General features: G+C 47.5%; 26 protein-coding genes. 9 read left to right on the top strand and 17 right to left on the bottom strand.

From position 1 onward, the window contains the following. Positions 1-57: 57 nt before the first annotated feature. On the bottom strand, positions 58-1,032 hold the full coding sequence (gene rssA, locus AC3AP5_RS06475) for a patatin-like phospholipase RssA (protein WP_006956028.1): 975 nt from the start codon (positions 1,030-1,032) through the stop codon (positions 58-60). An 87-nt stretch (positions 1,033-1,119) separates the two neighbouring features. On the opposite strand from rssA, the gene AC3AP5_RS06480 reads away from it, so the two are divergent. Together AC3AP5_RS06480 and AC3AP5_RS06485 are read left to right on the top strand one after the other, a co-directional pair. Further along, positions 1,120-2,334: an EAL and HDOD domain-containing protein gene (locus tag AC3AP5_RS06480; RefSeq protein ID WP_487327279.1), complete on the top strand. Its 1,215-nt coding sequence runs from the start codon at positions 1,120-1,122 to the stop codon at positions 2,332-2,334. Between the two features lie 13 nt (positions 2,335-2,347). Beyond that, the gene (locus tag AC3AP5_RS06485) at positions 2,348-3,667 is read left to right on the top strand and encodes an anti-phage deoxyguanosine triphosphatase (RefSeq protein WP_272978054.1); all 1,320 of its coding nucleotides are present in this window, start codon (positions 2,348-2,350) and stop codon (positions 3,665-3,667) included. Positions 3,668-3,733: 66 nt separating this feature from the next. Here the strand turns inward: AC3AP5_RS06485 and recA are convergent, their stop codons facing one another. Both recA and AC3AP5_RS06495 read right to left on the bottom strand, forming a co-directional pair. Beyond that, a complete protein-coding gene (gene recA, locus AC3AP5_RS06490; protein ID WP_006956031.1) occupies positions 3,734-4,816 on the bottom strand; it encodes a recombinase RecA in 1,083 nt (360 codons plus the stop codon). A gap of 63 nt (positions 4,817-4,879) precedes the next feature. Beyond that, a complete protein-coding gene (locus AC3AP5_RS06495) occupies positions 4,880-5,383 on the bottom strand; it encodes a CinA family protein (protein WP_006956032.1) in 504 nt (167 codons plus the stop codon). Between the two features lie 35 nt (positions 5,384-5,418). Here AC3AP5_RS06495 and mutS point away from each other — a divergent pair, with 35 nt between their 5' ends. Continuing rightward, positions 5,419-7,980 (top strand): DNA mismatch repair protein MutS, encoded by a 2,562-nt coding sequence (gene mutS / locus AC3AP5_RS06500; RefSeq protein ID WP_487327280.1) that lies wholly within the window; start codon positions 5,419-5,421, stop codon positions 7,978-7,980. Here mutS and rpoS read toward each other — a convergent pair. The 9 genes from rpoS to ftsB all read right to left on the bottom strand — a co-directional run bounded on the left by rpoS (position 7,977) and on the right by ftsB (position 14,443). Further along, entirely contained in the window at positions 7,977-8,978 is a 1,002-nt protein-coding gene (rpoS, locus tag AC3AP5_RS06505; RefSeq protein ID WP_006956034.1) for an RNA polymerase sigma factor RpoS, read from the bottom strand. The genes mutS and rpoS overlap by 4 nt on opposite strands. A gap of 70 nt (positions 8,979-9,048) precedes the next feature. Continuing rightward, entirely contained in the window at positions 9,049-9,942 is an 894-nt protein-coding gene (locus AC3AP5_RS06510; protein ID WP_006956035.1) for a peptidoglycan DD-metalloendopeptidase family protein, read from the bottom strand. Positions 9,943-9,955: 13 nt separating this feature from the next. Continuing rightward, a complete protein-coding gene (locus AC3AP5_RS06515; protein ID WP_487327281.1) occupies positions 9,956-10,543 on the bottom strand; it encodes a YqaA family protein in 588 nt (195 codons plus the stop codon). Next, positions 10,540-11,178, bottom strand: a complete 639-nt coding sequence (locus tag AC3AP5_RS06520) for a protein-L-isoaspartate(D-aspartate) O-methyltransferase (RefSeq protein WP_006956037.1) — start codon at positions 11,176-11,178, stop codon at positions 10,540-10,542. The genes AC3AP5_RS06515 and AC3AP5_RS06520 overlap by 4 nt, the downstream gene beginning before the upstream one ends. Beyond that, positions 11,168-11,929, bottom strand: coding sequence for a 5'/3'-nucleotidase SurE (surE, locus tag AC3AP5_RS06525; RefSeq protein ID WP_006956038.1), 762 nt, complete (start codon positions 11,927-11,929; stop codon positions 11,168-11,170). Before surE ends, AC3AP5_RS06520 begins: the two co-directional genes overlap by 11 nt. Next, positions 11,907-12,968: a tRNA pseudouridine(13) synthase TruD gene (gene truD / locus AC3AP5_RS06530; protein ID WP_487327282.1), complete on the bottom strand. Its 1,062-nt coding sequence runs from the start codon at positions 12,966-12,968 to the stop codon at positions 11,907-11,909. Before truD ends, surE begins: the two co-directional genes overlap by 23 nt. Continuing rightward, positions 12,965-13,450, bottom strand: a complete 486-nt coding sequence (gene ispF, locus AC3AP5_RS06535) for a 2-C-methyl-D-erythritol 2,4-cyclodiphosphate synthase (protein WP_487327302.1) — start codon at positions 13,448-13,450, stop codon at positions 12,965-12,967. Before ispF ends, truD begins: the two co-directional genes overlap by 4 nt. Beyond that, entirely contained in the window at positions 13,450-14,154 is a 705-nt protein-coding gene (gene ispD, locus AC3AP5_RS06540; RefSeq protein ID WP_006956041.1) for a 2-C-methyl-D-erythritol 4-phosphate cytidylyltransferase, read from the bottom strand. Before ispD ends, ispF begins: the two co-directional genes overlap by 1 nt. Before the next feature lies 1 nt (position 14,155). After that, the gene (gene ftsB / locus AC3AP5_RS06545; RefSeq protein WP_006956042.1) at positions 14,156-14,443 is read right to left on the bottom strand and encodes a cell division protein FtsB; all 288 of its coding nucleotides are present in this window, start codon (positions 14,441-14,443) and stop codon (positions 14,156-14,158) included. A gap of 76 nt (positions 14,444-14,519) precedes the next feature. On the opposite strand from ftsB, the gene AC3AP5_RS06550 reads away from it, so the two are divergent. The 3 genes from AC3AP5_RS06550 to AC3AP5_RS06560 are packed head-to-tail and all read left to right on the top strand — an operon-like array spanning position 14,520 to position 16,596. Further along, positions 14,520-15,248: a sulfite exporter TauE/SafE family protein gene (locus AC3AP5_RS06550; RefSeq protein WP_487327283.1), complete on the top strand. Its 729-nt coding sequence runs from the start codon at positions 14,520-14,522 to the stop codon at positions 15,246-15,248. A gap of 6 nt (positions 15,249-15,254) precedes the next feature. Beyond that, positions 15,255-15,542 (top strand): hypothetical protein, encoded by a 288-nt coding sequence (locus tag AC3AP5_RS06555; RefSeq protein WP_286681802.1) that lies wholly within the window; start codon positions 15,255-15,257, stop codon positions 15,540-15,542. Positions 15,543-15,600: 58 nt separating this feature from the next. Next, complete coding sequence (locus tag AC3AP5_RS06560) at positions 15,601-16,596, top strand: branched-chain amino acid aminotransferase (protein WP_487327284.1); 996 nt, start codon at positions 15,601-15,603, stop codon at positions 16,594-16,596. Here AC3AP5_RS06560 and AC3AP5_RS06565 read toward each other — a convergent pair. After that, positions 16,593-17,129, bottom strand: coding sequence for a GNAT family N-acetyltransferase (locus tag AC3AP5_RS06565; protein ID WP_286681800.1), 537 nt, complete (start codon positions 17,127-17,129; stop codon positions 16,593-16,595). The genes AC3AP5_RS06560 and AC3AP5_RS06565 overlap by 4 nt on opposite strands. A 99-nt stretch (positions 17,130-17,228) precedes the next feature. Between AC3AP5_RS06565 and AC3AP5_RS06570 the strand changes: the two genes are divergently transcribed. Then, a complete protein-coding gene (locus tag AC3AP5_RS06570; RefSeq protein WP_006956050.1) occupies positions 17,229-17,504 on the top strand; it encodes an autorepressor SdpR family transcription factor in 276 nt (91 codons plus the stop codon). Next, positions 17,501-18,163 (top strand): SdpI family protein, encoded by a 663-nt coding sequence (locus tag AC3AP5_RS06575; protein ID WP_487327285.1) that lies wholly within the window; start codon positions 17,501-17,503, stop codon positions 18,161-18,163. The genes AC3AP5_RS06570 and AC3AP5_RS06575 overlap by 4 nt, the downstream gene beginning before the upstream one ends. Here the strand turns inward: AC3AP5_RS06575 and AC3AP5_RS06580 are convergent. Then, positions 18,160-19,491, bottom strand: coding sequence for a sensor domain-containing diguanylate cyclase (locus tag AC3AP5_RS06580; protein ID WP_487327286.1), 1,332 nt, complete (start codon positions 19,489-19,491; stop codon positions 18,160-18,162). The two genes, AC3AP5_RS06575 and AC3AP5_RS06580, sit on opposite strands and share 4 nt — an antisense overlap. A gap of 67 nt (positions 19,492-19,558) precedes the next feature. Continuing rightward, a complete protein-coding gene (locus tag AC3AP5_RS06585; protein WP_487327287.1) occupies positions 19,559-20,215 on the bottom strand; it encodes a Fe2+-dependent dioxygenase in 657 nt (218 codons plus the stop codon). 83 nt (positions 20,216-20,298) lie between these two features. On the opposite strand from AC3AP5_RS06585, the gene AC3AP5_RS06590 reads away from it, so the two are divergent. Then, complete coding sequence (locus tag AC3AP5_RS06590; RefSeq protein WP_487327288.1) at positions 20,299-21,108, top strand: hypothetical protein; 810 nt, start codon at positions 20,299-20,301, stop codon at positions 21,106-21,108. Here AC3AP5_RS06590 and AC3AP5_RS06595 read toward each other — a convergent pair. Both AC3AP5_RS06595 and eno read right to left on the bottom strand, forming a co-directional pair. Then, entirely contained in the window at positions 21,105-21,779 is a 675-nt protein-coding gene (locus tag AC3AP5_RS06595; RefSeq protein WP_487327289.1) for a hypothetical protein, read from the bottom strand. The genes AC3AP5_RS06590 and AC3AP5_RS06595 overlap by 4 nt on opposite strands. Next, on the bottom strand, positions 21,733-23,025 hold the full coding sequence (gene eno / locus AC3AP5_RS06600) for a phosphopyruvate hydratase (RefSeq protein WP_272978067.1): 1,293 nt from the start codon (positions 23,023-23,025) through the stop codon (positions 21,733-21,735). Before eno ends, AC3AP5_RS06595 begins: the two co-directional genes overlap by 47 nt. Between the last annotated feature and the right edge of the window lie 13 nt (positions 23,026-23,038).

Genomic DNA, 23,038 nt, shown 5'->3' on the forward strand with positions numbered 1-23,038 from the left:
TAGATACTAAAAAGCCACCTTAACGGTGGCTTTTTTTATGTTTTCGAAAGTGAGGTTTCAGCCGCGACGCTCAGCATACAGTTGGATTTCGTCCATAATTAAGCCTTCCATCCGCTTAGTCGTTTCGTAGCCAATCTCGATACCCTCTTTACCGCGATCAAATTCCATGATGCCTATATGTCCGAGTTTGGGCTGAATTAAAATATCGGGAGGATCACCCGCCATTCGAGCCTTTGTAATACGCTCTTGCATAATATCAATTGCTCCTGACATGACGCTAAACATACCCGGTGGTTTATGAGGATTCGCCTTGAACCTATCTTTTAAATTATCAATGTAGTGACTGCTGCTCGACCAAAAGTTCTCAAAGAAGCTATGCTCGGCGTTGCCCTCGTTTTCATCTATTTTTTCCTTTTGTACTTGCTCAGCTTCAGTTTGGGGTGGAATACTACGCCCTCGCTGCTCGGCGACACGCGCATTAAGTTGCGAATTGAGGTGTACAGCAATTACGAAATCCGCACCGAGTGCTCGGCATAACGAAACCGGGACTGGATTCACTAGCCCACCATCAATCAACCATCGCCCATCAAATGCTGTGGGAGCAAGAACCCCCGGCATAGCGCTGGAAGCACGTGAAGCATCGTATAAGTCACCTTTTCGCAACCAAATTTCACGGCCGCTGTAAAGATCGGTAGCCACAGCGCCATAGGTAATCGGTAAGTCTTCGATTTTTTTAGCCCCGAATTGCTCACGAGCGACATTGAATACCTTTTCTCCACCGATAAGTCCGCCTTGGTTGAAGCCAAAATCGAGAAGATTCCAAACTTCCCAACGACCCATATTCAAAACCCAGTCTTCTATTTCCTCTATGCGGCCAGAGGCATAGCCCGCGCCCACCAACGATCCAATAGAGGTACCTGCAACCATATTGATATGCACGCCCATTTCTTCTAGCGCTTTAATCACACCAATATGAGACCAGCCTCTTGCGGCTCCCGAACCCAGCGCAAGAGCAACTTTAACTTCTGACATGTCGCGACTTCCCAATTGTTAACAATATGCGTAAACTGTTCACACTAACGTCAAGGATAGATTAATTACAAGCGTGGAGTCTACTCGGTGTTTTTTTACGTTGCTCGTCAGCCCATACTCAACGAATCAAAAGCTATATACGGATATGAGCTACTTTTTCGAGATGGACCAAATAATTCGTTTCCTAATATCGCATCCGATGAGGCTACTATACGGTTAGTTGAAGGAAGTGAGTTCAACGCCGGGGTAAAATTATTAACCGATAATAATTTTGCTTTTGTAAATTTTTCTGAAAGCGCTTTACTCGATGGCTTACCCAGCCTGCTGCCGACAGATAAAACCGTGATCGAGCTTTTAGAGGATATCCCACCCACACCGGCCATTCTTGAAGCCGTCCAACGTTATAAAGGTGAAGGCTACCAAATAGCATTAGATGACTTTGAGTATCATCCAGACTGGCATGAATTCCTGCCCTACGTCGACATTATAAAAGTCGATTTTCGTGCAATGAATACCGCTCACATTAATCAGTTGCTTAAGGATTTGCGTTTTTTTACAGGTCGTTTATTGGCTGAAAAAATAGAAACCTATGATGAGTATCAACAAGCCAAGTCGCTCGGATTCACACTGTTTCAAGGGTATTTTTTTGCGCGACCAGAACTTATTCAAAAACGTGTGTTGAGCTCTTCACAGGCCGTTTGCATGCGCCTACTCGAACTCACCAGTGAACCTAATTATCATATCGACTCGGTCGCCGAGCTGATCGAGCAAGATATTGGGCTAACCTATAAACTGCTCAAGTTTGTTAATTCGGCCTTTTTCCGTCGGCATTCAGAAATCAATTCGATTCAACAAGCGATTGTGCGACTGGGGCAAGTCGAGATTCGTAAGTTTAGCGCTCTGATTGCGGCCGCATCACTCGCTGACGGAAAGCCCGATGAGCTAATAAAGCTTTCGTTTATTCGCGCCCGATTTATGGAGCTTTTAGCACAACATAATGAGCAGTATAAGGTAGAACCTGCCAGTGCCTTTTTGACGGGTGTTCTATCGAAGCTCGATGCAATGATGGATAACGAATTAACGGTGATCCTGTCAGGCGTCGCAATTGCTAAGGAAATAAAACGTCCACTCATCGAAGGCAAGGGTCCAATGGCGTTCTTCTTACGTACCTGTGAGGTTTTAGAACAGGGAAACTGGACGCAGCTTGAACGATTAGCCCAGCGGTTACGTATAAAACCCGCACAACTGATTGAATATTACCAACAAGCACAACAATGGGGTCAATCCTTCGCAAAAACTTAAATAGGACGTCAGTATGCATTCATCAGCGTGGTTAGCGCGTCAAGCAGAAGCGCCTTCTCGACAAGGTGATACCCGCTCACCATTTCAGCGTGATAAAGCACGTATCTTGCATTCGGCGGCATTTCGTCGGTTGCAGGCCAAAACACAGGTTATGTATATTGGTATGCATGACTTCCCTCGTACACGACTCACTCATTCATTAGAAGCCAGTCAAATCGGTTCAAGCCTAGTCGCGCATCTTCACCAGCAACAACCCGATATAAGTCGCTCACTGGGTCTTTCGAAGTCATTAATCGAATCACTTTGTCTCGCTCATGATATTGGCCATCCGCCATTTGGTCATGGTGGTGAGATAGCACTCAATTATATGATGCGACGTCACGGTGGATTTGAAGGTAATGGGCAAACCTTTCGTATTGTGACGCAAATTGAAGCCTACACACCCGATGCCGGTATGAACTTGTGTCGACGTACCTTGCTGGGCTTGCTTAAATACCCTGTGTTGATGTCGGCGGCACGAAGAGCAATTTTGCCCGATGATGTCACTCATTTTCGCCACTTACCCACCCGCCAGTGGTTACCGGCTAAAGCCTTATACGATGATGATAGTATTGCACTCGATTGGTTACTTGAGCCACTTTCTGCATCCGACCGTGAACACTTGGGTCAGTTCAGCGAAATGCCCACCACGGATCGTCATGGTCGCAGCGCATTTAAAAGTGTCGACGCCTCCATCATGGAGATCGCAGATGATATCGCTTATGGTGTGCATGACCTTGAGGATGCAATCGTAGTTGGCTTAATCAATCGTGAACTTTGGCTCGAGCAAATGTTTCCTAAGCTTCAAGAACTTGCCTCTGCTCTCGTCGATTTTGACGCCGTAGAACTCACCGATAACTTATTTTCGAGTCATCATTATCAGCGCAAAGCGGCAATTGGTAGTTTAGTCAATCGTATACTAACGTCTACTCAACTCGTCTGTCAGAGTGAACAGTTTGAATCCGATTTACTATCTTACAAGGCGCAATTGGCCGAGACAGAACAACAGCTGTTAAACGCTTTGAAGCATTTCATTTTTACCTTTGTGATTCGTAAACCAGAAATGCAAGTGCAGGAGTTTAAGGGGCAACAAATTGTCATGGAGCTGTTCGATGCGTTATCAGTAGAGCCAGACCGATTATTGCCTGACAATACTGCAACACGCTACAAAGCGGCGAAGCAGCAAGGTTGGAACTCTGCACGCGTCATTTCCGACTATCTTTCTGGCATGACCGATGCTTATGCTGCAAGACTGCACCAAGAGCTATTTTCTGTTCAACCACCCCGAATATAAGCACCTCGAGACAGATGATTTGATAAAAAAAAGCGCCCTGAGGCGCTTTTTATCGATTGCTAAAGGTTAGCTCAATGACAAGTCATCATCGGTATTCGCTTTCGACTTACCCTTGTCTTTGCCATCATCAGCAGCGGCCTCATTCTTATCTTTCTTTGCAGGTTTAACCAAAAGAAGCTCACGCAATTTACTTTCGATCTCTTCAGCAATTGAAGAATTCTCTTGCAAGAACTTCATTGCATTCGCTTTACCTTGACCAATTTTGTCGCCGTTGTAGCTATACCAAGCACCCGCCTTATCAACAAGCTTATGCTTAACGCCTAAATCAACCAATTCACCCTCTTTCGAGATACCACGACCATACATGATCTGGAAATTGGCTTCTTTAAACGGTGGAGCCACTTTATTTTTAACGACTTTAACGCGCGTTTCGTTACCGACCACTTCGTCGCCTTCCTTCAACGCCCCGGTACGACGGATATCTAAACGCACAGACGAATAGAACTTCAATGCGTTACCACCGGTTGTGGTTTCTGGATTACCAAACATAACACCGATCTTCATACGTATTTGGTTGATGAAGATACATAAGCTGTTGGACTTTTTGATATTAGAGGTCAGCTTACGCAATGCTTGCGACATCAAACGAGCTTGCAAGCCAACGTGGCTGTCGCCCATTTCGCCCTCGATCTCTGCTTTCGGTGTCAGCGCAGCCACTGAGTCGACAATCACCACATCGACGGCACCTGAACGGACGAGCATATCGCAAATTTCTAGCGCTTGTTCACCCGTATCGGGCTGCGAGACTAGCAAGTCATCAACACGCACGCCTAGTGCTTCTGCGTAAATCGGATCTAATGCATGCTCTGCATCGACGAACGCACACGTTTTACCTGCTTTTTGCGCTTCAGCGATGACTTGTAAAGTTAGTGTTGTTTTACCACTTGATTCTGGACCGTAGATTTCAACTACTCGTCCAAACGGCAAACCACCGATACCTAAGGCGACATCTAGGCCTAGCGAACCGGTTGATACCGATGCGATATCCATCGTTTGGTTGTCACCCAAACGCATAATAGAGCCTTTGCCAAACTGACGTTCGATTTGGCTTAAGGCGGCGTCCAGTGCTTTTGAACGATCGTTGCTCATGCTATGCTCCAATTTGTTTCGTTTACACCTGTGAGTATACTGTATAAATTCACAGTATCAAGTTTATTTGTTTAAATTTTCCAGTAATCGACTTAACACATAGTCGATGGTCGCTAATCTGACTTCGCTGCGATCACCCTCAAATACCTGTTCATAAGTATCACAGCGCTTCTCGTCACAAATCGCCATCCACACCAAACCCACTGGCTTTTCGACACTCCCTCCACCGGGGCCTGCAATGCCACTCACAGCAATTGCCCAGTCGCTTTGGCACTGCTTCATAGCTCCGCGCGCCATTTGCTCAACACAGGCTTTAGACACCGCGCCTTGCTGTTCAAGTACCTCACTCGATACACCCAGCAACTTTTGTTTTAGTGCATTAGTGTAGGTGATGAGACCGCCATTGAACCAGCCAGAACTGCCTGCAATCTCTGTCAGAAGATAGCCTATTCCACCGCCGGTACACGACTCGGCCGTGGCTACAGTTTGACGCCGTTGCTTTAGTTGCTCTGCTAACGCATTTGCGTGTTTAATCAGTTGCGCCCAGTTTCCGCTGCTTGTTACCATAGACGCAGTCCTCGTTGAATAAAGATAATCATAGTATGCCAGTCTCACCGACCTCTGAACAGAGCATTCAGGCGCACACGCCGATGATGCAACAGTATCTAAGAATCAAAGCAGAACACCCCGATATGTTGCTGTTCTATCGGATGGGTGACTTTTACGAATTATTTTATGATGACGCTAAACGTGCGGCGCAATTGCTCGACATTTCGTTGACTAAACGAGGGGCAAGCAATGGCGAACCTATCCCGATGGCAGGTGTGCCCTACCATGCGGTTGAAAACTACTTGGCGCGTTTAGTCACCCGCGGTGAATCGGTCGCAATTTGCGAACAAGTGGGAGACCCTGCAACCAGTAAAGGTCCTGTCGAACGAAAAGTAGTGCGGATCCTCACGCCAGGAACCATTACTGATGAATCGCTACTCAATGATAAACAACAGAATCTATTGTCAGCTATTTGCGAGCTTAAATCGAGCTTTTCACTCGCGACGCTAGAGCTGAGCAGCGGTCGTTTTTGGCTTAGTGAGCCACAATCTCGCGAGCAGTTAGCCGCCGAGTTACAAAGACTACAGCCCGCAGAATTACTCTATCCCGAGGGAATGAGCTTAGCGCAGCTACCTTTGGCACATTGCCGTTGCAGAAAACGTTCGCCTTGGGAATTTGACGCCGATACTGCATTTAAACTTTTAACACAGCAGTTTGCGACTCGCCACTTAGCCGGCTTTGGGTTTAATCAACAGGAACCGATACTCGGTAGTGCCGGCGCTGTCATGCATTATGTGCAAGACACCCAACGTGCAGCCTTACCACACATTCGCTCAATTACACGTGAACCCACTGATGATGCCGTTATCCTCGACGCTGCAACACGTCGAAACTTAGAACTGAATCAAAGTGCTCACGGCGAATCGACTCACCTTACGGCGGTTCTAGATGAAACCGTCTGTGCAATGGGTAGCCGTAATTTTCAACGCTGGCTCCAGCGTCCTTTGCGTGACCATGGGATACTCAATCAGCGTTATGACGCAGTCGAAGCATTAATGACAGACGATCGATATCTCGAGCTGCGTGAACACCTTAAAGCAATCACTGATATAGAACGAATCGTCGCACGAATTGGCTTACGTAGCGCACGTCCACGGGATTTTGCGAGACTGCGTGATAGCTTAGCGAGATTGCCAGAACTCAAAGCTGACTGTGATGCTCCCGCATTGAGCTACTTAACTCAACGTATTGCGTCATTTGATGAGTTACTTGACGTACTCAATCGCGCTATCATCGAACAGCCTCCCGTGCTGATTCGGGATGGTGGTGTAATTGCGTCTGGCTATGATGCGGAGCTTGATGAATTGCGTGATCTTGCTACCGGTGCAACTGATTATCTGAATGCACTAGAACAACGCGAACGCGAGAGAACAGGCATAAGTTCACTGAAAGTGGGCTATAACAAAGTGCATGGTTACTTCATAGAAACTTCAAAAGCCGACGGAGATCAGGTTCCCGTCGAGTATCAGCGTCGACAAACTTTAAAAAATGCCGAACGTTATATCATCCCTGAATTAAAGGCGCATGAAGATAAAGTACTTACCGCCCAAGCCAAGTCATTAGCGCGTGAAAAAGCGCTATATGATGGGCTATACGACCACTGTCTACCGTTTGTTGATGGATTACAGCAAAGCGCATCGGCGATTGCCGAGCTAGACACGCTATGTGCATTTGCAACACTTGCAGTCGAGCAAAACTACTGTCGACCTGCACTCGTCGAGCAAAGTGGCTTATTAAAACTCTCACAAGCGCGCCATCCCGTCATCGAACGATTAAGTGATGAGCCATTCATCCCCAATGACTTAGCAATGACTGATAAGCGGCGCTTACTGATGATCACGGGTCCAAACATGGGGGGCAAGTCGACGTATATGCGTCAGGCAGCGCTCATTGTCATCCTCGCGCACATGGGATGTTTTGTTCCCGCACGAGAAGCTGAAATTGGATTTGTGGATCGAATATTTACTCGTATTGGTGCATCAGACGACATCGCATCGGGTCGCTCCACTTTTATGGTAGAAATGACAGAGACCGCCAATATTTTGCATAACGCGACATCGGAAAGCTTGGTGTTAATGGATGAGATAGGCCGCGGCACGTCCACCTACGATGGGCTGTCGTTGGCTTGGTCGGTGGCTGAACAATTGGCGTCAAAACTCGACTGCCTTACATTATTTGCCACACATTATTTTGAATTGACTGAGCTTGCTGAACGTTTGGAGAACAGCTGTAACGTGCACGTCGAAGCGCAAGAGCATAACGATCACATCGTGTTTTTACACACCGTAGCGGAAGGTTCGGCCAACCGTAGTTTCGGCTTGCAGGTGGCTAAGTTAGCTGGCGTACCCAATAATGTAATCGAGCGGGCTAAGCGAAAACTCACGGAATTAGAGCAGCAGCCTAATAGCCCACAGATGGAAATACCTCTCTCCGAGACGACGACACCGGAGCCGACTGTAGACCCCCTACGTGAGGCACTAGAAGCGCTTGACTTAGATCAGATGACACCAATGCAAGCGCTGATATGGCTCAATGAACAACGCAAAAAGCATTAATGCCCAGTGAATAGTGCTTCAAGCGTGAGCCCCTGTTGACGCAAGAAATCGCGTAGTTTACGTAACGCCTCAACCTGGATCTGTCGCACACGTTCGCGGGTCAAGCCTATTTCATGACCGACATCTTCAAGCGTCGACGGTTCATAACCCAATAGGCCGAAGCGACGCGCTAACACTTCCTTTTGTTTTGGATTGAGTGCATCCAACCATTCAGTGATGCGCTCTTTTAAATCACCGTCTTGTAAAACGCCTTCAGGCCCGTCATCAGCCTCATCAGTCAGAATATCAAGCAGAGCTTTATCATTGTCGCCACCGATGGGTGTATCAACCGATGTCACACGTTCATTGAGTCTCAACATTTTAGTGATGTCTTCGACCGGCTTATTTAAACTGGCTGCGATATCTTCAGCGGTCGGCTCATGGTCGAGCTTGTGAGCGAGCTCGCGCGCCGCGCGCAAATACACATTCAGTTCTTTAACCACATGGATGGGTAAACGAATGGTCCGTGTTTGATTCATAATCGCGCGTTCGATCGTTTGCCGGATCCACCACGTCGCATAGGTTGAAAAGCGAAATCCCCGCTCAGGATCAAATTTCTCGACTGCTCGAATAAGCCCCAAATTGCCCTCCTCGACGAGATCTAATAACGCTAAACCTCGATTACAGTAGCGTCGAGCAATTTTAACCACCAAGCGTAAATTACTTTCGATCATACGCTTACGTGCAGCAATATCGCCTTTAAGGGCTCTTCGAGAATAAAAAATTTCTTCTTCTGCAGTTAATAGAGGGGAAAAACCTATCTCGCTGAGATATATTTGCGTAGCGTCCATTTTACGCTGATATTGACCCGAGCTAACCAACGCTTCTTCGAGCGCCTGTTCCTCTTCTGAATTATCACGCACATCATCAGATAATGTTGAAGGATCGACTTCCCCTTCCTCCAACACATCGACTTCTTTCATGTCATCTTCAATTTCGCTTTTACGCTTACTACTCATGACGTTCCCCTTGCACTACTCTGCATACAGACCTCAACGTGTATCAGTCAAGGCCGAGCAGCCTACTTACCTAGTTGGGTAGGTAGTGTCTCGGGTTGACTGATTTGCCGCGATAACGCACTTCAAAGTGCAACATAACACGCGTGGTTCCTGAATCGCCCATTTCTGCAATTGGCTGTCCGACATCGACCCACTGTTGCTCAGTAACTAAAATTTTTTCGTTGTGTGCGTAGGCAGTAATAAAATCATCGTTATGTTTCAGAATGATTAAATTACCATAGCCTCTCAGGCCACTTCCTACGTACACGACTTTTCCCGCAGCGGCGGCATGAACTGCATCACCTTTTTGGCCTGCAAAATCCAACCCTTTGTTACCTCGCTCGGCTAGCGAAAAATCACGTATAATTTTTTGCGTAACGGGCCAACGCCATTGGATGTCTTTGTTCTTAACTGACATCGTGTCTGGGCGTGAGACAACCGACTGACGTTCTTCTCGCCTCGGTTTAGCAACTACACGCTCCTTAACATTTGTTTTAGGATTTTGTTTTTCAATCGTTTTTTTACTGTATGTATTTTGAACATACTCTTTCGTATCAGGCTTGGCAACGGTTTGCGTTATATCTTTTTGATTCTCTGATGACGGTTTCTTAGAACTCGTAGTTTTGGGGCTGGGCACATCTAAACGCAACATTTGTCCCGGAAATATGGTGTAAGGTTCGGCGATGTCATTAATACGCGCCAGCTGGTTAACATCCATGCTGGCGCGAAAAGCAATTGAATACAGCGTTTCCCCGCTCTGAACCTGGTACTGCTTAGCTTGCGCGAGGCTATCGGCTTCATAATCCTGATACGTTTTCCCCGTATAGAGTGTCTCCACGGGCGCGGGTGCAGAACGTGACGAACAGCCAGCGACAATTAACTGTGCGCCAACTAGACTCAAAGTCAACACCTTATACAGGGTCATGAATAGCCGATCCTTAAGACATGAGTTTAACAATCAAGATTACAAGAATAGCGATAATAACGGTAGCCCAACCGATGCGATCAACATACGTCCTCAGTTTGATCGCCATTTCAGGGCCTCCCCAGCGTAGCAGCCAAGCAACTAGGTAAAACCGTAATCCCCGACTCACTGCTGAGGCGAGTAAAAACGGTAAAAAAGCCATACTCAGCATACCGGCGCTCACCGTAAATAGCTTGTAGGGGATAGGTGAGAAGCCAGCGAGAAAAACAACCCAAATACCATAATGTTTGAACCAATTAACGATGGTTGCTAATTTATCCTCATAGCCCATCAATTCGACAAACGGTAAAACCGCAGCGTCATAGGCCCACATACCAAGCACAAACCCAACACAGCCACCCAACACTGAAGTCAGTGTTGTTATTCCCGCAAATCTGAATGCCCGCTTAGGCTGTGTCATTGCCATAGGCGCTAACATCACATCCGGGGGGATCGGAAAAAAAATAGCTTCGGAAAAACTCAACGCCGCCAGGATCCATTGCGCATGAGTATGCTGAGACCAGCGTAGCACAGCGTCGTACATCTTGGTAAATAGCTTCACTGAGTCGCTCCTTTAACTAAAGGCACAAACCGCACATCACCAATACGCTGCTGTTCGAATTCGTCACCAAAACGCCTTACAACCGTTAGAGTTTGCTTAGTTTCACCCACAGGAATGATCAACACCCCTCCATCAGCAAGTTGCTCGAGCAATGCACTCGGCAATTCACTCGCTGCGGCGGTGACGATGATGCCATCAAATGGTGCCTTACTTGTCCAACCTTCCCATCCGTCACCGTGGCGCATCGAGACATTGTGGATATCGAGACTACGTAACCGGCGCTTAGCCTGATACTGCAGCTGGCCGATACGCTCTACGCTAAAAACCTGATCGACTAATTGCGCCAGTATCGCAGTTTGATAGCCTGAACCCGTGCCGATCTCTAACACGTGTTGGCAATGATGTTGAATCAGCAACTGTGTCATTGTTGCCACCATCAATGGTTGCGATATCGTTTGTCCATTCCCGATGGGCAACGCGGTGTTTTCATACGCTTTATGGGCAAGCGACTCCGGCATAAATCGCTCTCGCGGTGTCGCCTGAATGACATCCAGCACACGTTGATTAGTAATGCCTGCTTGCAACAATGTTTGTACTAATCGCTTCGCCATCCCTGAGTGATTTCTATTGAGCATCTTCCCGTTCCGCTAACCATTGATCTAATGTGTCTTGATGACGTTTTGCGGTCATATCCAGACTTAATGGTGTAATCGATACATAGCCCTCATGAATGGCTGCAAAATCAGTGTCTGGCGCATCATCTAAATGATGACCGATGGGCCCATACCAGAAGATTTCACGACCAAAGGGATCGCGATCACGCACCATAGTTTCAGCGCGGTGTCGACGGCCTAACCGAGTTACTCGTGTGCCTTTAATATCATTATAAGGCCCGTAAGGAACATTAACATTGAGCACGGTATCTAACTGAAGAGGCTTCGATTCCATACTTTCAACCAACTCGGCAACGACTTGCGCCGCCGTATCATAGTAGTCATGTCCGCGTCCCCCCATCGACACGGCAATGGCAGGCAGACCTTTAAACCGCCCTTCCATTGCAGCAGCCACTGTACCTGAATAAAACACATCGTCGCCCATGTTAGGTCCGTCATTAATGCCAGAAACCACTAAATCAACCTCTTCGGCAAACGGCGAGTTAGTGCCAATATGAACACAATCAGTCGGCGTGCCATTGAGCGAGTAAAAGCCATTATCGAGCTGTTGCAGACGCAGTGGATTATGCAGGGTCAGTGAATTACTCGCACCACTACAATTTCTATCTGGTGCTATCACGCGGACCTCAGCAATAGATTTTAAGGCTTGATACAGCGCGTGAATACCGGGCGCATGAACGCCGTCATCATTACTCAACAGAATCTTCATCATTTTCAGTCACCGACAAATCAATTAGTTCACTAATACACGCAGTTGCAAAACTGCCTTTAGGTAATTCAAAATAAATAACCGCATCGCTACCATCCCAACATAACTCAGGGTCAGTCGGTTTAAGACGCATAGCACGGCGGCTGGCTTTAACCTTTTTTGACGCTAAACAGTCAATAATGTCAGCCCACGGACTTACACAGTCGGTTTCAAACTGCTCAGCTTCCCCAGAAATGAGCGGCTTAGAAACCCAGCCGGGTTGACCAGCCGTCAACTGAATATCGCCAGTGGTAAGACGCTGTTTCAGCTCATCATCCCACTGCTCAACATGAAAAACTGATTGTGACCCGGATAGCATCACACAGTCACCTGCAAGCGTTTCAAAACCGTACTGCTGATAGCGTGAAGACGCTATTTGGTTGAAAAGGAATGAGCGTACAGACGACAACAACCGGCTTTGCTCTGGCTTTTTCACACGTTTGTTGCTGCCACCCGCTCGCAGCCATTCGAATCCACGAGTTAAGTTATTCTGGTCATGACCGAATCGTTGCGGGCCAAAATAGTTAAGCGTGCCGTCGGTCACAAGCGAATTCCAGTTTTGCTCAAACAGTCCCTTATCGGCAACATCACGCAAGCGGATCTTAAACTGATTCGCTTCATGTAAGCCGAGCTTAAGTTTCTTTTGTCGACGAATCACCTTCAGGACTTGGAATTCTTCATTGTTGAGCTGTTGCCAATCTAATGTCTCTTGCCCCGGTAATTGCACAGAAAACCATTGCTCAGTAACTGCATTACGGTCTTTTAAACCCGCATAACTGACGTTTTTAGGTGAGGTATCGGCAAATCGGGCAAGCTGGCGCGCAACAAACTGTGTATTGGCACCGCGCTTACGAATCCACAACCACTGATGTTCACCCTCTCCGTCGTCCGCGACATCAAGTCGTTCGGTCACGACAAAGTCTTCGGGGTGAAGTTTAAATTGTGCTTGCGTGCGCTTTGAATTGAGCCTAACTGGTTTAATTGCCGCGTCTAACTGACTCATGACTGACCCGCCATTAATACCACTGCATGGCACGCTATACCTTCATTCCGGCCAACAAAACCTAGCTTTTCCGTCGTTGTCGCTTTCACGTTCACCGCACCACTCACCACATCCAGTAAATCCGCGATACGTTGTCTCATTGCGTCAATGTGAGGTGCCATTTTAGGCTGCTGAGCCACGATAGTAACGTCGATGTTGCCGACAGCAAATTTGCGCGAGGCAGCCAATTGCATGATATGAGTCAGTAGCTCACCGCTGTCTGCGCCCGCAAATTGGGCATCGGTATCAGGGAAGTGACGACCAATATCACCTAAACCCAATGCGCCTAACACTGCATCACTAATAGCGTGCAGCACAACATCACCGTCTGAGTGCGCCAAAAGACCATCAGCGTGCGGCACTTCAACACCACCTAGCATTAAGGGCTTATTCTCTGCGCCCCAGCGGTGCACGTCATAGCCATGACCAACACGAATATTCATCATGAGTGATTAATCTCTTCGTTTAAATAGTAACTGACCAACTCGATATCTTCCGGGAAGGTCACTTTGATATTTTTATATGAGCCCATGACCAATCGCGGTTGATAGCCAGCGAACTCCATCGCTGACGCTTCATCGGTTAGGCCTGGATGAGCGACGCCCATCTTGTTAATAGCCGCTATCAAAGGCTTAATCGCAAACACCTGAGGCGTTTGCGCTTGCCACAATCGCTCACGGGAAACCGTGCTGCTTATCGTCAAACTATCGGCTTGCGCTCGCTTTAAGGTATCGCGTACCGGCAACGCCACGATAGCGCCTTGGTCTTGTAATGTGCCTTGTTCAATTACGTCCAGTAAGACGCTTAATGGCAAACAAGGTCGTGCTGCATCATGTACTAACGCATGACTAAAACCTTGTCGTGCTGCCTCTTTTAGACCCATCAGCACAGATTCAGCGCGCGACTCGCCGCCGGAAACCGTTTCAACCGCCTCAGGCCAGCGCGGATATAGGTTGATAGCCGTTGGGTTAACAGCAACGAAAACGCGTTGCACTTGAGGGGCACGCTGAATCGCAGCGAGCGTGTGAGAGAGTATTGGTTGAGATTGGATCTCAATAAATTGCTTAGGTTGCTCGCTTTGCATCCGGCTCCCGGTACCTGCTGCGGGAACGACGGCCGCGAGCTTAATCCCCGACGAAGATGACATATTACTGCTCAAGCCTCCTCGGGTGCACAAGACGGAAAAACACTTCTTCTTTTTTTATCATACCGAGTTCGTTGCGCGCGCGCTCTTCCAGCGCGTCTTCGCCCTCACGTAAGTCTTTAATATCCGCGTAAAGCACTTCGTTACGCCGCGCCAAGTTGTCATTCGCTTTGCGTTGATGTTGCACTTCTTGTTGCAAGCGCCAATAGTCTGGCAAGCTGTTCTTACCAAACCAAAGACGGTATTGTAGCGCTGCTAATACGCCAACCAGCAAAATAATGACAATTCGCATAAAGTGCTCTGGAAAACCTGTATTAGTGCCATTATGAAGTCTAAAACTGAGTATGCAAAGCCATTGAGGTGTTTTTTTGGAATATATCTATGCTGCAGTGATTATTTTCTTTGCCACCACCTTACAGGGGATCAGCGGCTTTGGCTCTGGCCTTGTGAGTGTGCCTTTGTTAGTGCTGTTTTTGCCCATGACGACCATTACACCCACGTTGTCGATCGTGAACGTATTTTTAAGCGCAATTATCTATTACAAGAACCGACACGCCGCGCATCCCCGTCAGTGGCTTTGGTTACTCGGGGCGGGATTTGCGTTTTCCATTGTTGGCAGCCTGCTCTTGGTCGAGGTCAACGAACGAGCAATCCAATGGCTGTTAGGGTTGCTCATCTTAACAGTCGTAGCTGTGTTGGTGAGTGGCCGCAATTTACCGACTTTTAATCATCGCCCCGGTCATGCCTGTGTCGGGGCTGCCTCGGGGGTACTTAACGGGCTCATGACCTTAGGTGGTCCCCCTATCATTCTCTTTCTTGCCAATGCCCGAGTTGACAAAACAACCTTTCGTGCCACCTTAGCGCTGTTCTTTTTGGTCATTGCCGTTGCCAACGTACTTACCTTTAGCACGCAAGCTGTATATCAAGCCCATCACCTCAAACTACTATCGGCAATGGTACCTTGCGCAGTGCTCGGCGCGATGTTTGGCCATTACCTACAACAGTTTGTCGTTGAACAGCAGTTTAAACGACTGACGCTAGGATTAATGTTATTATCCGGCGTATCTGTTTTATTTCAGGCGATATGGAGTAATTGAGTCGAGATGTTACCCGCTGAACTAGTAGTTTTATTACTCAACCTTGCGATCCTTTTGGTGTGTTATCTACACGTATTTCCGCGGGTTGCAGGCAATTCGCTGGGCAAGTTGGCACTCGCAAGCGCCAGTGCTATTGCCTTCGCGCTTGTAATTGTAGGCTGGAAATACATGGGATTGGGCTATCCTTTTTTATTATTTGGAGGCTCATTAAATTGGTTTTGGTATACCCTGATTACTTACGCACTGATGGAAATTCCCATCGCCATTTGGTACTTGAAAAGAAACCCTTCTTAGCTAAATTACGTAGCTTTCGTGTTAAACTAGCCGCGATTTTAATGTAAAGGAGTCTCATATGGCCGCTTTTGGCACCGTTTTCATGCCTGAAATGAGTATTGCAGAATACCAGGATGGGCAGTGGCATTCCCCTCAAATAAGTACCGCGAATAGCTTGTCTTTGCATCCTGGTGCACATGCTTTGCATTACGCTAGTACCTGCTTTGAAGGATTAAAAGCATTCAAGCATGCTGATGGTTCGGTTCATATTTTCAGGCTTGATCAAAATATCAAACGCATGCGTCAGAGCAGTAAATTTCTGGCTTTACCCGAGATCGATACGACGCTCCTTGAGGATATGATCGTTGATATCGTAAAGCATTTTAAAAACGAAGTGCCTAACCCGCCAGGCTCCATGTATATACGTCCAACGCATATCGGCACCGAGCCCGCGATTGGTAAAGCAGCCAGCCCAGCAACTCAGTCGTTGCTGTATGTGTTGTTATCGCCGGTGGGCGACTATTTTGCTGGCGGCACGCGTCCGTTAAAACTGTTGATTGAAACTGACGGCATGCGTTGTGCACCACATATGGGTATGATTAAAAGTGGTGGTAACTACGCCAGTGCATTAAGTCCAATTATGCAAGCACGCGCCCAATACGATGCTGACCAAGTACTGTTTTGCCCAAATGGGGATGTGCAGGAAACAGGCGCTGCCAACTTCTTACTCATCGACGGGGATGAGGTTATTACCAAAGATTTGGATAGCAGTTTCTTACACGGTATTACCCGTGACTCAATTCTGACACTCGCTAAAGACATGGGCATGAAGGTGAGTGAGCGTGCCTTGTCAGTTGATGAACTCCTCGACCGTGCACAAAAGCCGGCTACCGAAGCGGCGTTGTCTGGCACAGCGGCAGTGCTGACCCCCGTTGGTTCGCTGATTCACAATGAGCAAACTATCACCATCGGCAGCGGCGAAGAAGGCCCCAAAACGCAATTATTGCGTCGCGCGTTAAATGAGATTCAATGGGGTGAACGAGCAGATTCATTTGGCTGGTTAACTACCGTTTAACCTCGTCCATCGCGCACAACAAAGGTTTCCAAGAGCACCACGGGTTGCCCATCGTCGGGCAACTCAATGATGCCCTGTTCAATAAAGCCGAGTTTATCTAACAATGTTAGCGAAGCGGCGTTGCTCGGGTTGCAAATGGCACTCAGACGCGTGAGGCGTGTACTCTGAGCTACGCGCTCCATCAGCGAGCGTGCTGCTTCAATGGCGTAGCCCTGTCCTGTATACACGTTTGATAACGCATATCCGATATCTGGGTGATCGAGAAAGTCACGCTTTAACAGCCCCATTAATCCTATCGGTTTACCATCCTGCTTACGCACCATCAACATCAGGCCTAAGTCATAGTGCCGGTACTGCATTTGCGGCCCTGTTTCGATATAGTTGATAGCGTTATCAATGGTTCTGACCTGCTTATCAGCGATTTGTTTAATGAATTCAGGCTCATTGAGTAATGTTAATATAAACTCCGCATCCGTCCCTTTAAGCGGTCTAATCACGAGCCTTTCTGTTTGCCAAGTCGAAATCAGTTTCATAGCACGTCCTTAATCATGGGCTATTAGCATAACTCAAACTTGCAACTTTAGATATTTAGACTATTATCTAAATATCTAACTAATGGTAATATCTTCATAATGAAACAACAACTGGTATTCAAAGCGCTTGCCGACGGCACTCGCAGAGATATTCTTCGTGTATTGCGCTCTGGCTCTAAAAGTGCGGGTGAGCTAAGTGAGGAGTTTTCAATTACTAAAGCTTCTCTCTCACATCATCTAGCGTTATTGCTGAGTGCCGAGTTAGTGCGCCGCGAGCGCCGCGGGCAGCAGCTCATATATTCGCTTAATAGTTCAGTCGCCGAAGAGGTCATGGCGATCTTATTTGGTCTATTTTCTCACAAGGAGGACTCATGACCTTTACGCTCCCTTGGAAGCATCGTTGGATTAGCTGGTTACTGATTGTATTAAGTGCCGTTTTTGTGGGCGCGCTCTACAACCAGCTACCGCAAGAAATCCCTAGTCACTGGAACTTTGAAGGTGAAATCGATGCCTATCAGTCAAAACCTCTTGGCGCCTGGCTGATGACACTGATTATGGTTGGACTTTGGGCGTTCATGGAATGCCTGCATGTGCTCTCTCCTAAAGGCTACAAAATAAATAGTTTCCGCACGACTGTCGGCTTAATTACCAACTTGATGCTAGGCTTTATTTTGCTGATTCAAGTAGTCCAACTGAGTGTTGCGCTCGGAGCTGAACTTGAGTTACCAACAATCATCGTTGTCGGTGTCGGCGTCTTATTTATCTGTTTGGGTAATTACTTAGGTAAGCTGCGGAAGAATTTCTTTATTGGTATTCGCACGCCTTGGACCTTAGCCAGCGATGAAGTCTGGTATAAAACACACCGTTTGGGAAGTTACTGTTTTGTCATTATTGGCGCGATATTCGTGTCGAAAGCCTGGTGGCCTATGCCACCGACTATGCTTATCGCGCTCATTGTTGTGCTTGCACTTGTGCCCACAGTTTACTCGTTCGTTATATACCGACGACTACACTCGGGTGATAACGAAGACTAAGTGTTTTTATTTTTATCTTCATACATGCGTTCATCAGCTACGTGCAGGAGTTCTTCAAGCGAGCGTCCCTCAGCCGGGAACTCCGCACGGCCAACACTGGCGTGAATGGTTAACTCGCCCTTCTCAAACACAAAAGGGTGCTCGCGCAAGTGTTCAACGATGTCTTTAACACTATCGCTGTTACCAAGCTCACTCGTTTTGAGAGGACGTAACACGACAAACTCATCACCACCGATGCGCCCGGCTTCCTTGGCATTCACGTAGGTGTTCAATATTGACGCAACATGCATGAGAAACCGATCGCCGACCGCATGCCCGTACTGGTCATTAATAGGTTTAAACTTATTCAAATCAATATAAATGACTTCTAATGGCTTATCATTGCGCGATGCTAACGACTTAAAACGTTGCGTTAGTGCTCTTCGATTGAGTAATCCTGTCAAAACATCCGTTTGTGCTTGTTGATGCAACGCACGATAACTGCGGCTCAGTAGCGCGATGACGGCGGCAAGTACAATGACCCCGGCGTAACCGAAGAAGCGCAGCCAACCCATGCCACTGACTTTTGTATTCGTGTGTTTTGCGCGCGCATGGATCTGCCAAGTTTCATTAAACACATCAAGTTCAGTCGTCGCATCCGCCGTGTTTAAAATATCAGGATTGCCGAGAAAAACCTCCTCACCCAGCTTTTCGACCGAAGCGCGACTGAGCGCAAGCTCGTAGTCCGCAGCGCTCCCTTCACGAACGCGTCGCATGATTTCTGATATATCCACCAATAACCGTACCGAACCCCAGTAAAATCCTGAGAAAGTGAAGTGTCGAGTATAGATTGGTAATGTCACATCTAACGCCAGTGCACCATTTTCTAATAAACGTGGGGAGGAAACTTGATAGTTTTCAAATAACTGTGCAACTGGCGATGTGAGGTCGTATTGCTTGGGTGCTTGGCTTGTCCATAACGTCATAGCCGGCGTTATTGGATAGGCAAACATTAAGTCTTGGTTACGCCAAACCGATACTCGTTTGACCACAGGACTCTCTTTAAGAATAGACACCGCGAGTAAGCGCGTGTTAACCGGTTCAGTGACAGGCTGCACAGAAAAATAGGAAGAAAATGCAAAGGCTGCACGAGACGCTTCACCAAACAATTGCTCCATTTGAGAGCGAATACCGACTAATTCAGTCGTTGCTCGGTTACTTTTAAGCTGCTGATACTGCGATGAGGTTAAATTAATAACCCACTCAACACAGGCGATCCCGACCAAAAATACAACGACTAACAAACCATGAAGAAAATTAAGTTGTAATCCTTTAAACCTATCTAGCAACAGCAAATATCCTTAATCACAATCAGTTAGGCTACCTAATGAAGTGCATTGTATCGTGAATTCATAATTAATCCATCCACATTCGCAACAGGTTTTGATAGCTTTTAGAGAGCAGAAGGTATTGTTCACTGCGTCCCTTCGCCTCAAACTCCTGCATGACGGCTTGCTGCATATCAAACAGTAGGGCGCGTTGCTGAGCATCTCTCACCCAACTCTGACACCAACCAACTAACGCAGTGCGTTGACCTACTGTCACAGGCTCTACCTGATGCAAAAAGTGACTTGGATAGATCAGCACATCCCCCGCATCTAAGCGCCAGCTTCGCTCACCACTATGTTCGTCTATCGTTAATGCACCACCTTGATACTCGCCAAGCGCAGATAACGAGAGTGTAAAAGAGATATCGGTGCGCGCTTGATTCATGAGTGCGTCATCCACATGAACACCGTAACTTTGCTCATTTTGATAGCGATTGATCATGCTTCGGGCAATTGTTTTCGGACGTAAAGCAGCCTCCACCCAGGGGTTTCTCAGCATGCGCTGAAGCGTAAAATCAACCAGTCCTTGCGCTTTTTGGTCAACACTCAATTGCTGATTGTTTTTAACAGATTTAGCCCCTGCCCCCGCGGATAATTTGCCATCAGTGAAGGTATGCTGAGCAAGTTTCTCGTTAATTACATCAATGGTAGGTTTATCGATGACTTGCTGTAAGTGGATAATCATATTGAGAACATACCTTTTATTTGCGAATAGTTATCATTTTTGAGATTATAACTGAAATAACATTGAGCAAAAACAAGGATTCCATGATGAGAGAAAAACGCAAGAGTTGGATTGCGGTGAGTTCGGCGATTGGTGCCTCGATGGTCATCAGTCAAGGTGCCGTTGCGACAACCAGCCCACATACCAGCCTAGCTCCCGCCACATTACTCACTGCGCCGGGTCCAATGATGGAAGGCGAAGGTGAAGGCGCTGTAAGCGTGGATTTAACCACCAATGATTCAGCGTTTTTAGCGCAACTTGGTTTAATACGTGGTCATTTATGGGTCGGCATGAAGCTATATGAACAAGGTCATCTAGAGATGGCGAAGACCCATATGAAACACCCCGGTGATGAGCTCTACGCGGGCTTAGTAAGTGCCTTTGAAGCACGCGACCTACCGGGCTTCGCAAAACCATTGAGCGATTTAGCCGATAGCGTCAATAATGATGCCGATAAGGCCGTCGTAATGGAAAACTACGCCGCATTGAAAGACGCTATTGCGGCTAACGAACCTTTGGCATCAATGACCGCAGCCGAAGTACTAAAAAGTATCGCCAGCATGTTACTCACCTCAGCCGATGAGTACGCCATTGGTATCAAACAAAACCAGGTAGTCAATGTGCATGAGTTTCAAGACGCATATGGATTTCAGCAAATCGCGTTGAGCCGTCTCGATGCGTTGTCTGAAGCACAACGAGCAGGTGCCGAAGAGGCGATCGCAGAAACGCGTAAGGTTATTCAGGGGCTTGACGAGCTTTGGCCAACCACGACACCTGAGGGTGAGCTCGAAGGTGATGCAAGCCTGATTTACGGTGCGGCGTCACGCATCGAAATGGAAGCGAATGGCATTTAACGCGCGATTTTGAGTGCCACTTTAAACTGACGCCAGTCTAGAGTGGCTACCAGCAATAGTTCGCGTAAGGTGAGCGTTCGGGGGTTAATTCGCCCCCGATGATTCCATTGATGACCGCAACAGGCAGCGGTCATAATACGTTTGGTCGGCTTCAGCAAGGTTAAATCAGATGACTCACCCTCACCGCTAAAGCTAAACCACCCCTGATAGTTTAAATGCACACGATGGTGCTTACTATCGACGCGGTCAATACTATCAAGCACAATCGTCTTAAACTCACTCGTTTCGTAACGCACTGGAACGACGAGCCCGAGTGCCGCATGCTGTTTAAACCACGCATGTTGCTTTTGCGCTGAGCCTGTCCCTGCTGGGCAGGTTGTTGCCTGAGGCGCTTGCCAACTGGCGTTCTGTGCATCGAGTTGTAACGGACTGTGCTGTGCCGCTTGCAATGAACCGTGTGCGGCATGGCGCACGTAAAATGGAAGGCTCGCTAAACGTCGGCGCAATAAGCCGGCATCTAGCTCTTCTTGTGAGAGTTGTATTAATGTTCTTTCATACAAAGCTGAGCAGAGCTCAGCGATATCGCTGTGCTCTGCTATCGGCTGAAAAATGTCGGCCTGCGAATTATCCAGCTTTGACTTCTTGTCGACCGCGGTATGGCGCTTTGCCATCCAACTCACCTTCAATGCGTAGCAATTGATTGTATTTGGCTACACGATCCGAACGGCAAAGCGAGCCGGTTTTAATTTGACCGGCGGCTGTGCCAACTGCTAAATCTGCAATGGTTGCGTCTTCAGTCTCACCCGAACGGTGACTGATAACCGCAGTGTAACCTGCTTTACGCGCCATCTCGATCGCTGCCAAAGTTTCTGTCAGACTACCAATCTGATTAAATTTAATCAAAATTGAATTTGCGATACCCTTGTCGATACCTTCTTGCAAGATACGCGTGTTAGTCACGAACAGGTCATCACCCACCAACTGTACACGGTCACCTAGCTTTTCAGTCAACACTTTCCAACCATCCCAGTCGGACTCGTCTAAACCGTCTTCAATGGAAATAATCGGATAACGATCACATAACTCAGCAAGATAGCTGGCGAATCCTTCGGCATCAAAGGACTTACCTTCTCCGCTCAGATTGTACTGACCGTCTTTGTAGAACTCAGATGCAGCACAGTCCAATGCAAGCGTTACGTCATCACCCATGCGGTAGCCTGCTTTTTCAACGGCTTCGACGATCACTTGTAGAGCTTCTTCGTTAGAGCCTAAGTTCGGCGCGAAACCACCTTCGTCGCCCACTGCAGTGCTCAAACCGCGCTGCTGAAGCACTTTTTTCAGCGCATGGAAGATTTCAGCTCCCATACGCAAGCCTTCTTTAAAGCTTGACGCGCCAACCGGCTGAATCATGAACTCTTGAATATCGACGTTATTGTCCGCGTGTTCACCACCGTTAAGGATGTTCATCATCGGTAGTGGCATGCTGTATGTCTCAGGCGTATTGTTGAGTTCAGCAATATGCTGGTACAACGGCATGTTTTTATAGGCCGCTGCTGCTTTGGCGACGGCCAAAGAAACGGCCAAAATAGCGTTAGCACCAAGCTTTTCTTTATTATCGGTGCCATCTAAGCGCAACATAATTTCGTCAATCGCGTTTTGGTTAACCGCTTCAGCGCCACGCAAAGCTTCAGCAATCGCGCCATTAATATTGGCAACCGCTTGCTCAACACCCTTACCTAAGTAACGGTTTTTATCACCGTCGCGCAACTCAAGCGCCTCTCGTGAACCTGTTGAAGCACCGCTGGGTGCGGCAGCGCGACCCATGTGGCCTGACTCTAAATAAACGTCTGCTTCTACCGTCGGGTTACCACGCGAATCCATAATCTCACGCGCAACAATACGGGTAATTGTGCTCATTATAAAATCCTTA

It is taken from the genome of Idiomarina sp. D18 (assembly GCF_057748155.1).

Bases quoted from the DNA above. Each gene is read 5' to 3' on its own strand.
- AC3AP5_RS06510 (WP_006956035.1), bottom strand. From the start codon at position 9,942: ATGACCCTGTATAAGGTGTTGACTTTGAGTCTAGTTGGCGCACAGTTA.
- rpoS (WP_006956034.1), bottom strand. From the start codon at position 8,978: ATGAGTAGTAAGCGTAAAAGCGAAATTGAAGATGACATGAAAGAAGTC.
- AC3AP5_RS06595 (WP_487327289.1), bottom strand. From the start codon at position 21,779: ATGGCAAAGCGCCATACCGCGGTCGACAAGAAGTCAAAGCTGGATAAT.
- AC3AP5_RS06565 (WP_286681800.1), bottom strand. From the start codon at position 17,129: ATGAAACTGATTTCGACTTGGCAAACAGAAAGGCTCGTGATTAGACCG.
- ftsB (WP_006956042.1), bottom strand. From the start codon at position 14,443: ATGCGAATTGTCATTATTTTGCTGGTTGGCGTATTAGCAGCGCTACAA.
- AC3AP5_RS06560 (WP_487327284.1), top strand. From the start codon at position 15,601: ATGGCCGCTTTTGGCACCGTTTTCATGCCTGAAATGAGTATTGCAGAA.
- ispF (WP_487327302.1), bottom strand. From the start codon at position 13,450: ATGAATATTCGTGTTGGTCATGGCTATGACGTGCACCGCTGGGGCGCA.
- truD (WP_487327282.1), bottom strand. From the start codon at position 12,968: ATGAGTCAGTTAGACGCGGCAATTAAACCAGTTAGGCTCAATTCAAAG.
- AC3AP5_RS06495 (WP_006956032.1), bottom strand. From the start codon at position 5,383: ATGGTAACAAGCAGCGGAAACTGGGCGCAACTGATTAAACACGCAAAT.
- surE (WP_006956038.1), bottom strand. From the start codon at position 11,929: ATGATGAAGATTCTGTTGAGTAATGATGACGGCGTTCATGCGCCCGGT.
- AC3AP5_RS06555 (WP_286681802.1), top strand. From the start codon at position 15,255: ATGTTACCCGCTGAACTAGTAGTTTTATTACTCAACCTTGCGATCCTT.
- mutS (WP_487327280.1), top strand. From the start codon at position 5,419: ATGCCAGTCTCACCGACCTCTGAACAGAGCATTCAGGCGCACACGCCG.
- AC3AP5_RS06485 (WP_272978054.1), top strand. From the start codon at position 2,348: ATGCATTCATCAGCGTGGTTAGCGCGTCAAGCAGAAGCGCCTTCTCGA.
- AC3AP5_RS06590 (WP_487327288.1), top strand. From the start codon at position 20,299: ATGATGAGAGAAAAACGCAAGAGTTGGATTGCGGTGAGTTCGGCGATT.
- AC3AP5_RS06575 (WP_487327285.1), top strand. From the start codon at position 17,501: ATGACCTTTACGCTCCCTTGGAAGCATCGTTGGATTAGCTGGTTACTG.
- AC3AP5_RS06570 (WP_006956050.1), top strand. From the start codon at position 17,229: ATGAAACAACAACTGGTATTCAAAGCGCTTGCCGACGGCACTCGCAGA.
- AC3AP5_RS06585 (WP_487327287.1), bottom strand. From the start codon at position 20,215: ATGATTATCCACTTACAGCAAGTCATCGATAAACCTACCATTGATGTA.
- recA (WP_006956031.1), bottom strand. From the start codon at position 4,816: ATGAGCAACGATCGTTCAAAAGCACTGGACGCCGCCTTAAGCCAAATC.
- rssA (WP_006956028.1), bottom strand. From the start codon at position 1,032: ATGTCAGAAGTTAAAGTTGCTCTTGCGCTGGGTTCGGGAGCCGCAAGA.
- eno (WP_272978067.1), bottom strand. From the start codon at position 23,025: ATGAGCACAATTACCCGTATTGTTGCGCGTGAGATTATGGATTCGCGT.
- AC3AP5_RS06520 (WP_006956037.1), bottom strand. From the start codon at position 11,178: ATGCTCAATAGAAATCACTCAGGGATGGCGAAGCGATTAGTACAAACA.
- ispD (WP_006956041.1), bottom strand. From the start codon at position 14,154: ATGTCATCTTCGTCGGGGATTAAGCTCGCGGCCGTCGTTCCCGCAGCA.